Here is a 14,901-nt window from a genome sequence, read left to right as displayed (position 1 = left end):
ATGGTTTTTATAGCCAGACTTTGGCTGGCTATAAAAAAAGCCGCTAATTGCTTAGCGGCTTTCTAGAATTTGGCTCCTCCTGCGGGACTCGAACCTGCGACATATGGATTAACAGTCCACCGTTCTACCGACTGAACTAAGGAGGAATAGTGGTGCCTCGAGGCGGAATCGAACCACCGACACGGGGATTTTCAATCCCCTGCTCTACCGACTGAGCTATCGAGGCAACTCATCAGTGGTGCGTATTAAACGTTTTTTTCGATTTCAAGTCAACACCTATTTTAAAAAAATATGAAATAATTCACTCGTTTGCACGTTTAACAAACAAAATGTATATAAATTATACACTTATGTGTTTTTTATGACCATAAAAATGCCCACAGCACATTTATTCTGTGGGCATTAACATTTTATGCTCGTGAAAATGCTTTAACGTCTAACACGATAACTTTTTTGCGCTTTATCGACTTTCAATAAATAATTACGCGCCTGCGCAGAGGGGTGGCTTGTCGTCAACATGCGATAAACCTGCTCCGGATACAGTTGATTAATTTGCATAATCGCAGCATCTTTATCGTCATTGAATACGCGCAATACCGCACCGGCACCGCTGTTATAGGCTGAAATCATGGCAAAGCGTTTTGATGTCGGGTTTGTAATGCCATCTAAATATTTATTTTGTAGCAACCACAAATAAGCCGCGCCGGCATCAATATTCTTCTCAGGATCAAACAAATAGTTTTTACTTGGTTGACCACTCATGCCTTTCATTTGGAACACATCGCGTCCTGCAGTATGCGGTACCACTTGCATTAAGCCCATGGCGTTCGCATAACTAATCGCATACGGGTTAAAACTGGATTCTGTTTGCATAATCCCAAGGATCAAGCTCTCATCCAATCCATAACGACGTGCCACTTTACGCACAATCGGAATATATTTCTGCGCACGCACTTCCACATGGTTGGCAATCATTGGAATAACAACCAACTGTACTTGGTTACCATTCGCTAAACGGCGGGTTTGTAACTTATTTTGAATCAAATACGTAGCAAAGTTACTCGCCGTCAGCTGATCGGCAATTGGACCACCAAGATGATCAATCACCTGCCCCATCAAAAAGGGACGAGAACTGATCGGCACATCACCAGAAGCAAATAAATCAATGCCATTCGCATCCGATCCCATCAATAATGTATGCACAATCGCATTATGCAAACGGTTTAAATCTGCCTGCGTTTCGATAGTAATCAAACCTTCATCAAAACTCACATGGCTACGGGTAAAGTAACGATCCGTATATTTCACATAGTCCTTACGACTGGCAACCAACAGCTCATTCACCCCCCAAATGCGGTCGATATTATTGGCAAATTGCCCGGTTAAAATATCTAAACCGCGGGTATCTTTCGCAAAGGCTTCATCAAAGTCTAGCCCTCGATGATGTGAACCTCCGCCGCCACACGCATACAAAAAGGGAATTAATGCCAGAATTAAATACTTCTTCATTTTACTTCGCTTCAGGTGGAGTATAGCCTTCAATGTGTACGTCTTTACCTTCAAACAGGAAATTCACCATTTCCTGCTCCAATAACTTACGATGTTCCGCATTCATCATGTTTAATTTTTTCTCATTCACCAACATGGTTTGTTTTTTCATCCACTCTCCCCACGCTTGTTTGCTAATGGAATCAAAAATACGTTTACCCAATTCTCCCGGATATAATTGAAAATCCAAGCCTTCCGCTTCTTGTTTTAAACGTTCACAAAATACCATTCTCGCCATAATGATTCCTTACATATTGAGTTAATAAATTCCTCACGGGCGTTGCCAACCCGATAGGTTCAGGATGTTGCGGATCATACCAATATTTGACCGCACTTAATAGGTCTGATTGATATTCCTCGGTCTTTTCCGGTACTTTTTTCCAAGGAGAACAATCCACATCATCGGTCTCGGTTAAGTCGCCAACTTGCGCATAAATTGGATAAATATCTAAATGAAAATGACTAAATGTATGGCGAAATGCCGGCCATTCCTGATATTGCTTAATTCCGTTTACGGCTAAAGAGGCTAACAACGCCTGCTTTTCAGTAAATTGTGGGAAACAATACAACCCGCCCCACAAACCGCTATTTTCCCGTTGCTCTAATGCAACTTTACCGTCTTTTTCCAACAGCAAAAAATAACTTTCCCGCACCGGCAATACTTTCTTCGGCTTTTTCCCCGGATACGCCTGCCAATTTTGTTCAGCATTGGCTCGACAAGTTAACTGTAACGGACAAAGGCTACATTTGGGTTTAGAACGGGTGCATACCATTGCGCCAAGATCCATCATTGCCTGATTAAAATCCGCCACCTGATCATTTGGCGTTACTTCACCCGTCAGCTGCCACAAACGCTCCTCCGTTTTCTTCTCTCCCGGCCAGCCACTCACAGCGAAATAACGGGCTAATACGCGTTTCACATTGCCATCCAAAATAGCATAAGGCGCATTCAAACAAGAAGATAACACTGCCCCCGCCGTGCTTCGCCCCACACCGGGCAATGCCCAGACTTGTTCAAATTCTGTCGGAAACACACCGCCATATTGATCTCGCATGATTTGCGCGGCTTTATGCAAATTTCGCGCCCGCGCGTAATAACCCAAGCCCGTCCACAAATGCAGCACCTCATCTAACGGCGCATCAGCAAGTGCGGTCAAATTAGGAAACGTTTTAACAAAACGCTCAAAATACGGAATGACCGTCGCCACCTGCGTTTGCTGCAGCATCACTTCTGACAACCAAACGCCGTATAAGGTTTTATTTTGTTGCCACGGCAAATTTTTCCGCCCGAACTTGGCATACCATGTTAATACAGACTGCGCAAAAGGCGCATGGGGAGTGGATTGAGCCAGCATAACGTTCTAATTATTCAATACCGAATTATGTAATATAAAGTGCGGTGGATTTTGTGAGTTTTTTCCAAATTACACCAAATGAAAGTCGTCAAAGTTTAGCATAAAGCCAAGGGCTTGTTGATTCCCGGTACCGAAATTGCCAAGGGTAAGGAAACCGCCTATAATCAGCAGCGACTTTTTAGAACATTCTATTTTCGTTATCCCATAAATCACAAAATTTCATGTTAGACACACAATCTCAAGAACAACTCCCAACGACTTTTGCTGATCAAAAACGCAAAACCGTTGAATCCGCCGAATTTACCTCCGATGGTCGTTACAAAAGAAAAGTACGCAGTTTTGTGCTACGCACAGGTCGCTTAAGCGATTATCAAAAAAACGCCATGAACCAAAACTGGGCGGCTCTCGGCTTGGACTATCAACCGCAGCCATTTGATTTTAAACGTATTTATGGAAATGAGAATCCTGTGATTTTGGAAATTGGCTTCGGCATGGGCAGTTCGTTGGTGGAAATGGCGGCACAAAATCCTGATAAAAATTACTTAGGCATTGAAGTACACACGCCGGGCGTTGGCGCTTGCATTGCCTATGCGGTAGAAAAAGGCGTAACGAACCTACGCGTCATTTGTCATGATGCCACCGAAATTCTACGTGACAGCATTGCCGACCAAAGCCTTGGCGGTTTGCAATTGTTCTTTCCGGATCCGTGGCACAAAGCCAGACACCACAAACGCCGTATCGTACAACCGCACTTTATTGATCACTTATTAACTAAATTGCAAGCCGGCGCATTCATTCACATGGCAACTGACTGGCAAGATTATGCTGAACAGATGTTGGCGGTGTTGCAGCAATATCCGCAGTTGCGTAACACCTCTGCCAGCAACGACTATATTCCACGTCCTGATTTTCGTCCGTTGACCAAGTTTGAACAACGCGGTCAACGCCTAGGACATGGTGTGTGGGATTTATATTTCATCAAACCGTAACATAAAGGAAACACATTATGGCGATCAAACGTAACCAAAGACAACGCAAAAAAATGCACCTTGCCGAATTCCAAGAATTAGGCTTTTTAGTGAAGTGGCAATTTGCTGAAGGCACCTCTGTAGAACAAATCGACAGCACTGTTGACCGCTTCATCGCTGAAGTTATTCAACCGAATGGATTAGCCTATGAAGGCAGTGGCTATTTACACTGGGAAGGCTTGGTTTGCTTAGAAAAAATCGGTAAATGTGATGCCAAGCATCAAGAATTAGTGAAAAATTGGTTAAGCCAAAATGGTTTACAACAAATTGAAATCAGCGAACTATTCGATATTTGGTGGGATTACCCGACAAACGCATAACTCATCTAAAGCGCCCCCGTCCCTCAATGGGGGCGTTTGTTATGCGGAAATGACCATATAGGCAAACACGGAGAAAAGCATGGAAAAACCGGTCATACAAGTTGCTGCCGGCATTATTCGTAACGAATTCGGACAAATTTATCTCACCCGACGATTAGAAGGTCAAGACTTTGCGCAATCGCTGGAGTTTCCCGGCGGAAAAGTCGCACCCAATGAAACGCCGGAACAAGCGTTAAAACGAGAATTAGAGGAAGAAGTCGGTATTTTGGTTTCTCATGCCACATTGTTTGAACGTTTTACCTTTGAATATCCAACAAAAATTCTGAATTTTTATTTCTACTTAGTGGATGAATGGCTAGGCGAACCTTTTGGCCGTGAAGGACAAGAAGGTTTTTGGCTGGAACAAGAGGAATTGGATATGGAACAATTTCCGCCGGCAAATACAAAACTCATCCAACGCTTGCTCGCTGAATATAAAAATTCGGCATCACACGGCTAATCGCAACAACACCAACACTTCATAATGCACGGTATGTGGAAACATATCGAACAGTTGAATTTTTTCCAGTTGATAATGGGTCAAAGATCGCAAGTCTTTACCCATGGTTTCGGCGTTACAGCTGGAATACAAAATAAAGTGCGGTCGCATTTCATTGAGAAATTCGGCGAGCGATTGACCAATGCCTCGGCGAGGAGGGTTGACGATCACCAAATCCGGTTTTTCGGCTTGTGCCAAGGCAAAATTTGCCGCATCTAACGACTGAAAATGAACCTGCGCTTCCAAGCCGAGTTGTTGTGCTGATAGTTTCGCAGCGGCAATGGCAGAAGCGGAGATTTCAATACCGGTGAGGTGAATTTGTTGTTCCGGGTTCTGCGTTTGCAAGGCTTTTAAGCAATGTAGCCCAAAGCCCCCTACACCACAGAACAAATCCCAAAGTTGACGAATGGGCAGGTCTTTTATCCATTGTTGTGCCGTGCCGTATAACCCTTCAGCAACCGACGGATTCGTTTGAAAAAAGCCTTGTGGGCGAATAAAAAGCGGAATCTGATTAAACCTTTCGGGCAGAGTGTGTTGTTCCGTCAGGAAAATCTCTTTTTCACCTTCTAAAATCGCGGCATTTTGCGGCTGAATATTCACGCTAATGACGGTAAGTTTTGGCAATTTCTGACGCAAACCCGCCAATTCTCGTTGAATCAACGGCAATTTGGCTTCCGAACGTAACACAAAGCGCAACATTAGTTGGTGGCTGTGTTGGCTTTCTGTCAATAAAAGATGTTTCAATTCGCCTTTTTGCTTTGCCACGTTATACGGCACAAGGCCTGCGCGTGCGATGAAATCTTTAAGAAGAGGAAAGATAGCTTGAAAACGTTGTGGATAAAGTGGGCAATCGCATAAATCCACCGCACTTTGTGGATCTCGCGGATCCGGTAGAATCCCCAAAATGGGGCGTTCGACGGCACCACTCACCACCATTTTAGCTTTGTTGCGAAACCCTTCTTGGGAAGATTGAAAAGGGGCAAACCAAATCAAATGAGACGTATCTAAACCGTGCAGCTGCTGTTGCAAGTGAACGGTTTTCTGTTCTAGTTGAACAGAATACGGCAGTTCCAACCATTGACAAGAACGACAATCGCCTCGTTGATAATGTTCACATTGCATCATATTAATTTTTCGCTGCCAACCATTGCTGTTGAAGTGCGGTCAGTTTTTGACGGTTTTCTAACCAACGGGGAGCTCTCTCTAATTCAGTCCAAATAAGATTTTTGCGTTTGAATAGGCTTTGTAAGCGTTGTTGACGCAACAAAAAGCACGATTGTTTTTCTGAGAGTTTTAAATTGTCTAAAACTTGGATCACACCGTCCCGCTCATTACAAAGTAACAACAAATCGCAACCTGCATTAAGCGCCTGTTCGCTACGCGCCACAAAATCGCCCATGAATCCCGCCCCTTTCATGCCGAGATCATCAGAGAAAATGGCGCCGTTGAAATTCAGTTGAGCACGCAAAATGTCTTGTAACCAATATTTGGAGCCGCTTGCCGGTTGGTTGTCACATTGCGAATAAATCACATGGGCCGGCATAATGGCTTGCAGCAGATTTTGTTCGATAAGTTGTTGGAACGGCTGAATATCCTGACTGAAAATAGTTTCCTGACTACGATCGTCATAAGGTGTCTCTAAATGAGAATCAGCAATCACATGGCCATGCCCCGGAAAGTGTTTTCCCGTTGCAGCCATGCCGGCTTGATGCATACCGCGAATAAAATTGCCGGCTAAATCCACCGCACTTTTTACTTCGCAACCAAAACTGCGATCGCCGATGGCTTTACATTGATGTCCAAGATCCAACACCGGCGCAAAGCTCAAATCGATATCAAGTGCGGTCATCTCTGCCGCCATTTGCCAGCCGGCTTCAAATGCCATCTTCCGTTGTTCAATAGGATCTTCAATCAGTGCGGAAAACGCCTGCATTGCAGGAAGTTGGGTGAAGCCGTCACGAAAACGCTGTACTCTGCCACCTTCTTGATCCACTGTAATCAACAAGGGCTTTTTCACCTTTTGTCGCACAGATTGAATCAATGCTTGTAATTGCGCACGGTCGTGAAAATTACGCGTAAAGAGGATCAATCCCGCCACGAGCGGGTGTTCCAATAATTCAGTTTCTTCTTGTTCCAGCTCGTAACCGGCTAAGTCAATAAATAGTGTAGACATTTTAGTTCAAGCGAAGATATAAGCGGTAATTGACGCTATCCGCCGTTGGTCGAGCCAATGTGAGCGGTTGTTTTTGTAGCGGTTGCAATGCCAACCTATCCCAAATAGCAGGCTCTTCAGCCGTCACGGTCACGCCGTGTTTGTCATACCAAAACAAGCGATAAGCCAAGTTGACCGGCTGTTCGGTTTTATTTTTGACCCACGCACTGTCGCTCTCCACACCCGCTTCCAGTCTTTCTGCCGCCGGGGCTTCAATGTTTAAAATCGGGCTTTGCGTGTTTAATAAGGTCGGCACCTTTGCGCTACATCCCGCTAAAAGTGCGGTCACAAAAAAAAGAGAAATAGACTTTTTCATTATTTATCCAACATTTTTCCTAAAGGCTCACCGCCAACGAGATGCATATGTAAATGGAACACTTCTTGTCCGCCGTGTTTGTTGCAGTTGACAATCAAACGATAACCGTCTTGCGCAATGCCTTCTTGTGTGGCGAGTTTGGCGGCAACCGTGAACAGACGACCTAAGGTCACTTCATCTTGTTCGGTCACATCGTTTACGGTTGGAATGAGCTTGTTTGGAATGATTAAAATATGGGTTTTGGCTTGTGGTGCAATATCGCGAAAGGCGGTGACAAGTTCATCTTGATACACGATATTCGCAGGAATTTCTTTGCGGATAATTTTGCTGAAAATGGTTTCTGCTGCCATGATTTTCTCCTTAAAAAATATTGCGTTTTGTGACCGCACTTTTTAACAGAAAACCGCTAAAATAGCAATTTATCAGGCCATCTTTGATGTTGTCGAGAAAGGCCTTTTATTACACCGATCTAATTATTGACAAAGAACAATATTTTTGCATTAAAAAGGAGAAATATTTTTACTTTGCGGGGGAAAGAAAATATAATTAACAAAACTTATAAATTTTCAAATTTTTTTAAGTTTCTAGGTCTTTTCTTGTAATACAGCGTTGTGAACGGCGATATTTAGGGGTCAAATAATGAAAGGGAATTCTGAAATGAATACCGAAACGTCCAAAACAACGTGTATGGTCTCTCCAGCGGGAATGAGCCAAATTGGCGAAGATGTCGGCGTTTATAAGGCCACTAAGAAACAGATTTTATCCTTTTTCTCTGCCATTCCGGCGGGTGCGTTTATTGCTTTAGCGTTTGTTTTTTACACCACAACACAAACAGGAAATGTTGGTGCTTCGTGGGGGTTAACCAAACTGGTCGGCGGAATTGTATTCTCTCTTGGTGTGATTATGGTCGTGGTTTGTGGCTCTGAATTATTCACCTCATCAACCATGACAACTGTCGCCCGTGCAAGCGGACGAATTAATACTTTTCAAATGCTGCGAAATTGGATTGTGGTTTATTTCGGTAATTTCGTCGGCGCACTTTTTATTGTCTTTCTTATTTGGTTTGCAGGTCAGACAATGGCTGCCAATGGCCAGTGGGGACTCACCATTTTAGCGACCGCTCAACATAAAATTCACCACACATGGTTTGAAGCTTTTTGTTTGGGGATATTGTGTAATGTAATGGTGTGTATTGCCATTTGGATGAGCTACGCAGGAAAAACATTAACAGATAAAGCATTTATTATGATTTTACCGATTGCTTTGTTTGTTGCGTCAGGATTCGAGCACAGTGTGGCGAATATGTTTATGATCCCAATGGGTATCGTTACTGCACACTTTAGCGTCCCGGAATTTTGGCAAGCCATTAATATGGATTCTCAGCAGTTCACAGATTTAAATCTTTATCACTTTATCGTGAAAAATTTAATTCCGGTGACATTGGGGAACATTGTTGGCGGTGGTTGTTGTATTGGATTGGCCTTATGGTCAATCAACCGACCTCATTAATCGGTTCACAAAAGGAAGGAAACACAAGTTGTTTGTTTCCTTCTTAAACAGGTTTATTTTTATCAATAATCTAAAAGAGGAATGTTATGACTCAATTAACAGAAGCTCAACAAAAGGCTTGGGAAGGTTTTGTCGGTGGTGACTGGCAAAATGAAGTCAACGTGCGTGACTTTATCCAAAAAAACTATACACCGTATGAAGGTGACGAATCTTTCTTAGCCGATGCAACCCCTGCAACAACTGCGTTGTGGGATAAAGTCATGGAAGGCATCAAAATTGAAAACAAAACGCACGAGCCGTTAGATTTTGACACAGATAACCCATCAACCATCACTTCTCACAAACCTGGCTATATCAACAAAGAATTAGAAAAAATCGTTGGTCTTCAAACTGATGCCCCATTAAAACGTGCCATTATGCCATTCGGCGGTATCAAAATGGTTAAAGGCTCTTGCGAAGTTTACGGTCGTCAATTAGATCCAGAAGTAGAACATATTTTCACCGAATATCGTAAAACCCATAACCAAGGTGTGTTCGATGTTTATACACCGGATATTCTTCGTTGCCGTAAATCAGGTGTGTTAACCGGCTTACCGGATGCTTACGGTCGTGGTCGTATTATCGGTGACTATCGTCGTTTAGCCGTTTACGGTATCGACTACTTAATGGCAGATAAGAAAAAACAATTCGACTCACTTCAACCTAAATTAGAACGTGGTGAAGACATTCAAGCGACTATTCAGTTGCGTGAAGAAATTGCCGAACAACATCGTGCATTAGGCAAAATGAAAGAAATGGCTGCCTCTTATGGTTTCGATATTTCTAACCCTGCGACCAACGCACAAGAAGCGGTTCAATGGACTTACTTTGCTTACTTAGCAGCGGTGAAATCACAAAACGGTGCCGCAATGTCTTTCGGTCGTATTTCTTCCTTCTTAGATATTTATATCGAACGTGATTTGAAAAACGGCAAAATTACCGAACAAGAAGCACAAGAATTAATCGACCACTTAGTCATGAAACTTCGTATGGTGCGTTTCTTACGTACACCTGAATACGATCAATTGTTCTCCGGTGACCCAATGTGGGCAACCGAAACCCTTGGTGGTATGGGCTTAGACGGTCGCACATTAGTGACCAAAAACAGCTTCCGTATTTTACATACCCTTTACACTATGGGCCCATCTCCGGAACCAAACTTAACTATCCTTTGGTCTGAAAAATTACCTGAAGCATTCAAACGTTACTGTGCCAAAGTGTCTATTGATACTTCCTCCGTACAGTATGAAAACGATGACTTAATGCGTCCGGATTTCAACAGCGATGACTATGCGATTGCTTGTTGTGTATCCCCAATGGTGGTGGGTAAACAAATGCAATTCTTCGGTGCCCGCGCGAACTTAGCAAAAACCTTGTTATACGCAATCAACGGTGGTATCGATGAGAAAAACGGTATGCAAGTTGGTCCAAAAACCGAACCAATCAAAGATGAAGTGCTTGATTTCGATACCGTAATGACCCGCATGGACAGTTTCATGGATTGGTTAGCAACACAATATGTGACTGCATTAAACATCATCCACTTCATGCATGACAAATATGCTTATGAAGCCGCATTAATGGCATTCCATGATCGTGATGTTTACCGCACTATGGCTTGCGGTATCGCAGGGCTTTCCGTTGCAGCCGACTCTTTAGCTGCAATCAAATACGCGAAAGTAAAACCAATTCGTGGCGACATCAAAGATAAAAACGGTAATGTTGTAGCTTCTAACGTGGCAACCGACTTCGAAATCGAAGGTGAATATCCACAATTTGGTAACAACGACCCTCGCGTAGATGACATTGCTTGTGATCTTGTTGAACGTTTCATGAAGAAAATTCAAACGCACAAAACATATCGCAATGCAACGCCAACACAATCTGTACTAACTATCACGTCTAACGTGGTGTATGGTAAGAAAACCGGTAATACCCCGGATGGTCGTCGTGCCGGTGCACCATTCGGACCGGGTGCAAACCCAATGCACGGTCGTGACCAAAAAGGTGCGGTAGCGTCTTTAACGTCTGTAGCTAAACTCCCATTTGCTTACGCGAAAGATGGTATTTCTTATACCTTCTCTATCGTGCCAAATGCATTAGGTAAAGAATACGAAGCGCAAAAACGTAACTTGGCAGGTTTGATGGACGGTTACTTCCACCATGAAGCGGAAGTAGAAGGCGGTCAACACTTGAACGTCAACGTCATGAACCGTGAAATGTTGTTAGATGCGATGGAAAATCCGGAAAAATATCCGCAATTAACCATTCGCGTTTCCGGTTATGCCGTACGTTTTAACTCATTAACCAAAGAACAACAACAAGACGTTATCACCCGTACATTTACACAATCCATGTAATTTGGTGATAAAACTGTGTTAATATTTCAGCCGCTTGCCGTAAGGTAAGCGGTCTGATTTTTTTTAGGGATATCCCAATTTTGTAAACATTTCTAGGTCATTAAAAACATTTACAAAAACGACCGCACTTTTAACGAATCACATGACACATTATTGAGGAACATATGTCAGTTGTAGGAAGAATCCACTCTTATATTTATAAGATGTATCAGACTTTTAGAAAGAAACCTTCATTATCTATTCCTTTTTTAGTATTGATACTTATTCTGTTCTGGTATGGAAATCAATTTCAACTTCCTTACATTGGTGCATTGTTATTTCTCCCTGATGAGTTAAATGTCAATAATGAAATTCTAGATATATTAACTCCCGTGCTATTATTGCTTTTCATATCTTTTTATTCTTTTCATATGCGATGGTTCGAAGTTAGAAGGGGTAGTGTAAGACATAATATAAATAAGCATATTAATTTTTCATTGTTGAGTAAGGTTATAACTTTTTTAACAGTTTTTATTTTTTACCCTTTATCAAAATCTTTTATAGGTTCTAATATTAATACAACAGTCATTGATGTTGTTGGCTATTCATCTGGGCATTTTCCTAATTTTGAGAATGTTGTATTTGCAGTTTCTTTAATTATTCAAGTTGCATTTGTTGTTTTTTTATTGAATATCTTTCTTTTGTATTCTTATCTAATTGAATTTCAAAGATTAATGAGGGGTAAGAAAACGAGTGTATATCGGTTTTTTAGGTATGTTGTGTTTTTATTTATAATGGCTAGCAATATAAATCTATCCATGATTACATTTGAACGGATACAATTTCTTTTTTCTGATGATAAAAATGCTAAAGAAATTAAAGAACTTTTATTGGTTACATCATATAATGAAATACCTAATAGGTGTAGACATTTGTTAAATGTTTACGGTAACAGAGAAAAAGCCTTATTGTCGTTTATTGATATAAATTTAGCATCTATTTATATTGTAGATGATGATGTATTTATTAATGAGTCCTGTAAATAATACCGGAGATATAATGTCAGTTGTAGGAAGAATCCACTCTTATGAATCCTGTGGCACCGTTGACGGCCCGGGCATTCGTTTTATTCTGTTTTTACAAGGCTGCTTAATGCGCTGTAAGTATTGTCATAACCGCGATACTTGGGATGTCCATGGTGGCAAAGAAATTACGGTGGAAGAACTGATGAAAGAAGTGGTCAGCTATCGTCATTTTATGAATGCTTCAGGCGGCGGTGTGACCGCATCCGGCGGTGAAGCGATTTTGCAAGCAGAGTTCGTGCGTGATTGGTTTCGCGCCTGCAAACAAGAAGGCATTAGCACCTGCTTAGATACCAACGGTTTTGTGCGTCATTACGATCATGTGATTGATGAACTCATTGATGTGACGGATCTGGTTTTGCTTGATTTGAAAGAACTCAACGATCAAGTGCATCAAAATCTGATTGGCGTACCGAACAAACGCACGCTTGAATTTGCCAAATATTTGCAAAAACGTAACCAACCGGTTTGGATTCGCTACGTGGTCGTGCCGGGCTATACAGATTCTGACCATGACGTACATTTACTCGGTCAATTTATCGAAGGCATGACAAACATTGAAAAAGTAGAACTCCTTCCTTATCACCGCCTTGGCGCACATAAATGGGCGGCAATGGGCGAAAAATATGAATTGGAAGACGTAAAACCCCCAACAAAAGAATCGCTTGAACACATAAAAGCCATTCTTGAAGGCTACGGTCATGTCGTCAAATACTAATGCCCTCTAGGCAGAATCGCTTAAAAATACGCAAAAAACAAACCGCACTTTGAAGAGACGCTCAAGTGCGGTTCATTTTTACCGCGATTTTAACTCGCTCGCCGAATTAAACGCGGATACACACTGGAAATTAATGTGGTCGCAATAACCGCCAAAATCCCCAACCAAGACAGTGGGCTGATATGCTCGCCTAACAGTAATACCGCCAACAAAATCGCAAATACCGGTTCGAGTGAAACCAAAATGCCTGCTAAATTGGAATCGACGCTATTAATTCCCTTATTCCATAAATAATACGCCAACCAGCTACAACCAACGCCAATATAAAGTAACCCTGCGATACCTTGCCAATTCCAATGAATTTGCCAGCTTTCCGTCAGCCAAAGGGTGAAAGGAAGGCAAGTTATCGTGCCAAACACAATGCTACTGGTGGTGTAAACTTGCGCCGTGAGCTGTACGATGACTTTTTGCGTCCAACGCAAACACGAAGCAAAAACAACCCCAGCAATCAGCACCAAGCTACAGCCAAATAGGCTGATATTGCCCGTTTCTTCACCACCATAAATTAACAAGGCGACCCCAATAAACGCCACTAAACCAAAGATCCAGTGATGGGTTTGGGCTTTGTCGCCAAAGAAAAAATGCCCAATCAGCACCACCAAGAAGGGCTCTAACCCTAACATCGTTGAGGCACTGGATGCCGAAGTGTGGCTTAAACCAATAAATTGCAATAGAAAGATCACCGGATAATTTAATAATCCCAACCACCACACTTGCGGACGTAAGCCTTTCGGAATGCGCTTCCAAACACGCATAAACATCGGCAGCACAATGATGGTGGCAATCAATAAACGCAATTGCACCATCAACACCGGATCCAACATGGTGTAGGTGTATTTACCGGCGACAAAAGAGCTGCTCCATAAAAATAATGCGATGAGAATGTAGCGCATGAGATTCCTTAAAAAAAGAAGGGAGATTAAACGATTATTGTAGTGCGCTTTTCACGCAGCGTAAACGAAAGGAGATAGGTTTATTTTTTAGGAAGCCTTTACAACACTATTTACCCTCTCTTCATCTTGCATTAGAATGCAGCGTTTTTACTCACCTCATTTCATTAGGAAGTCTATTATGGAAGAATCTCAATCCTTAGAAAAATTACCTAAAGTTGTTACCGGTATCCTCAAAATCGTGCTCTGCAGTGCATTAATTGCCTTAGCTGTAGTGTTGATCATCGCGCTGGCTAAAATCACGTATTCACTGGCGATGATGGTGTTAAACACCTCCAGCGTAGTGCCTTACGACGTTGCGGAACAAGCGGTTATGTTTTTCTTGTATTTCGGGTTTATCGGCTTAATCGTGCAATATTTTAAAAGCGGCTATCATTTCCCGCTGCGCTATTTTATTTACGCCGGGATAACAGCGATGTTGCGCTTGATTATCGTCAACCACGAAAGCTCCGTTGATACCATCCTATTTGCCGGGGCAATTTTGATTATGGTGATTGCGCTTTGCCTGGTACTCTATTCTAATAAATTGCGGAATCTTTAATGAAAGTGCGGTCGTTTTTGACCGTATTTCCTCGATAACAAAAGACCGATAGTGTAAAAACTCTCGGTCTTTGTTTATTAGTTGAATCGTAGCGTGCAACGCGTTGCACGAAATGAACAACACTCTTGACGGTTGATAATACGTTGGTTGAAAAATACCTCTAAAAATCACCGCACTTTATTTCGTTCCGTGCGTGGCTTAGTCGTGCATCAAGATGCACACTACCAGAAAATCATAAATCGTAGCGTGCAACTTGTTGCACGAAATGAATAACGCTCTTGACGGTTGATAATACGTTGGTTGAAAAAACATACGCAAAAATCACCGCACTTTATTTCGTTCCGTG

The 14,901-nt window shown here is 42.3% G+C and carries 16 protein-coding genes and 2 tRNA genes; 8 read left to right on the top strand and 10 right to left on the bottom strand.

Annotation, left to right across the window (positions count from 1 at the left end; genetic code table 11):
- Positions 1 to 70 precede the first annotated feature (70 nt).
- The 5 genes from HMPREF9065_RS05145 to mutY all read right to left on the bottom strand — a co-directional run bounded on the left by HMPREF9065_RS05145 (position 71) and on the right by mutY (position 2,903).
- Positions 71 to 146, bottom strand: a tRNA-Asn gene (locus tag HMPREF9065_RS05145).
- 4 nt (positions 147 to 150) lie between these two features.
- Positions 151 to 226, bottom strand: a tRNA-Phe gene (locus HMPREF9065_RS05150).
- A 203-nt stretch (positions 227 to 429) separates the two neighbouring features.
- Positions 430 to 1,509, bottom strand: a complete 1,080-nt coding sequence (gene mltC / locus HMPREF9065_RS05155; RefSeq protein WP_021616011.1) for a membrane-bound lytic murein transglycosylase MltC — start codon at positions 1,507 to 1,509, stop codon at positions 430 to 432.
- Between the two features lies 1 nt (position 1,510).
- Positions 1,511 to 1,786 carry an oxidative damage protection protein gene (locus HMPREF9065_RS05160; protein ID WP_033002507.1) on the bottom strand — a complete coding sequence of 92 codons (276 nt, stop codon included), beginning with the start codon at positions 1,784 to 1,786 and terminating at the stop codon, positions 1,511 to 1,513.
- On the bottom strand, positions 1,764 to 2,903 hold the full coding sequence (gene mutY, locus HMPREF9065_RS05165) for an A/G-specific adenine glycosylase (RefSeq protein WP_021616009.1): 1,140 nt from the start codon (positions 2,901 to 2,903) through the stop codon (positions 1,764 to 1,766). Before mutY ends, HMPREF9065_RS05160 begins: the two co-directional genes overlap by 23 nt.
- 221 nt (positions 2,904 to 3,124) lie before the next feature.
- Here mutY and trmB point away from each other — a divergent pair, with 221 nt between their 5' ends.
- The 3 genes from trmB to mutT all read left to right on the top strand — a co-directional run bounded on the left by trmB (position 3,125) and on the right by mutT (position 4,750).
- The gene (trmB, locus tag HMPREF9065_RS05170; protein WP_021616007.1) at positions 3,125 to 3,892 is read left to right on the top strand and encodes a tRNA (guanosine(46)-N7)-methyltransferase TrmB; all 768 of its coding nucleotides are present in this window, start codon (positions 3,125 to 3,127) and stop codon (positions 3,890 to 3,892) included.
- A 17-nt stretch (positions 3,893 to 3,909) separates the two neighbouring features.
- The gene (locus HMPREF9065_RS05175) at positions 3,910 to 4,251 is read left to right on the top strand and encodes a YggL family protein (RefSeq protein WP_021616006.1); all 342 of its coding nucleotides are present in this window, start codon (positions 3,910 to 3,912) and stop codon (positions 4,249 to 4,251) included.
- Between the two features lie 79 nt (positions 4,252 to 4,330).
- Positions 4,331 to 4,750 carry an 8-oxo-dGTP diphosphatase MutT gene (mutT, locus tag HMPREF9065_RS05180; protein WP_021616005.1) on the top strand — a complete coding sequence of 140 codons (420 nt, stop codon included), beginning with the start codon at positions 4,331 to 4,333 and terminating at the stop codon, positions 4,748 to 4,750.
- Here mutT and rlmC read toward each other — a convergent pair.
- Genes rlmC through hinT form a run of 4 tightly spaced genes read right to left on the bottom strand, consistent with a single transcriptional unit; the run spans position 4,739 to position 7,667 of the window.
- Positions 4,739 to 5,914, bottom strand: a complete 1,176-nt coding sequence (rlmC, locus tag HMPREF9065_RS05185; RefSeq protein WP_021616004.1) for a 23S rRNA (uracil(747)-C(5))-methyltransferase RlmC — start codon at positions 5,912 to 5,914, stop codon at positions 4,739 to 4,741. The two genes, mutT and rlmC, sit on opposite strands and share 12 nt — an antisense overlap.
- A 1-nt stretch (position 5,915) precedes the next feature.
- The gene (gene nagZ / locus HMPREF9065_RS05190) at positions 5,916 to 6,962 is read right to left on the bottom strand and encodes a beta-N-acetylhexosaminidase (RefSeq protein WP_021616003.1); all 1,047 of its coding nucleotides are present in this window, start codon (positions 6,960 to 6,962) and stop codon (positions 5,916 to 5,918) included.
- Between the two features lies 1 nt (position 6,963).
- Positions 6,964 to 7,317 (bottom strand): YcfL family protein, encoded by a 354-nt coding sequence (locus HMPREF9065_RS05195; RefSeq protein WP_021616002.1) that lies wholly within the window; start codon positions 7,315 to 7,317, stop codon positions 6,964 to 6,966.
- Positions 7,317 to 7,667: a purine nucleoside phosphoramidase gene (hinT, locus tag HMPREF9065_RS05200; protein ID WP_033002506.1), complete on the bottom strand. Its 351-nt coding sequence runs from the start codon at positions 7,665 to 7,667 to the stop codon at positions 7,317 to 7,319. The genes HMPREF9065_RS05195 and hinT overlap by 1 nt, the downstream gene beginning before the upstream one ends.
- A 307-nt stretch (positions 7,668 to 7,974) precedes the next feature.
- Here hinT and focA point away from each other — a divergent pair, with 307 nt between their 5' ends.
- The 4 genes from focA (at position 7,975) to pflA (ending at position 13,004) form a co-directional block, all read left to right on the top strand.
- Complete coding sequence (focA, locus tag HMPREF9065_RS05205; protein ID WP_033002505.1) at positions 7,975 to 8,826, top strand: formate transporter FocA; 852 nt, start codon at positions 7,975 to 7,977, stop codon at positions 8,824 to 8,826.
- 86 nt (positions 8,827 to 8,912) lie between these two features.
- Entirely contained in the window at positions 8,913 to 11,225 is a 2,313-nt protein-coding gene (gene pflB / locus HMPREF9065_RS05210) for a formate C-acetyltransferase (protein WP_021615999.1), read from the top strand.
- Positions 11,226 to 11,389: 164 nt separating this feature from the next.
- The gene (locus HMPREF9065_RS05215; protein ID WP_033002504.1) at positions 11,390 to 12,250 is read left to right on the top strand and encodes a hypothetical protein; all 861 of its coding nucleotides are present in this window, start codon (positions 11,390 to 11,392) and stop codon (positions 12,248 to 12,250) included.
- Positions 12,251 to 12,263: 13 nt separating this feature from the next.
- The gene (pflA, locus tag HMPREF9065_RS05220) at positions 12,264 to 13,004 is read left to right on the top strand and encodes a pyruvate formate lyase 1-activating protein (RefSeq protein ID WP_033002503.1); all 741 of its coding nucleotides are present in this window, start codon (positions 12,264 to 12,266) and stop codon (positions 13,002 to 13,004) included.
- An 89-nt stretch (positions 13,005 to 13,093) separates the two neighbouring features.
- Here the strand turns inward: pflA and HMPREF9065_RS05225 are convergent, their stop codons facing one another.
- The gene (locus tag HMPREF9065_RS05225) at positions 13,094 to 13,957 is read right to left on the bottom strand and encodes a DMT family transporter (RefSeq protein WP_021615996.1); all 864 of its coding nucleotides are present in this window, start codon (positions 13,955 to 13,957) and stop codon (positions 13,094 to 13,096) included.
- A 178-nt stretch (positions 13,958 to 14,135) separates the two neighbouring features.
- On the opposite strand from HMPREF9065_RS05225, the gene psiE reads away from it, so the two are divergent.
- Positions 14,136 to 14,555, top strand: coding sequence for a phosphate-starvation-inducible protein PsiE (gene psiE, locus HMPREF9065_RS05230; protein ID WP_021615995.1), 420 nt, complete (start codon positions 14,136 to 14,138; stop codon positions 14,553 to 14,555).
- Positions 14,556 to 14,901 lie beyond the last annotated feature (346 nt).

The sequence above is a fragment of the Aggregatibacter sp. oral taxon 458 str. W10330 genome (genome assembly GCF_000466335.1).
Taxonomy (GTDB): domain Bacteria; phylum Pseudomonadota; class Gammaproteobacteria; order Enterobacterales; family Pasteurellaceae; genus Aggregatibacter.
Note: the sequence above shows the minus strand (reverse complement) of the source record. Positions and strands in the feature narration are given on the sequence as shown.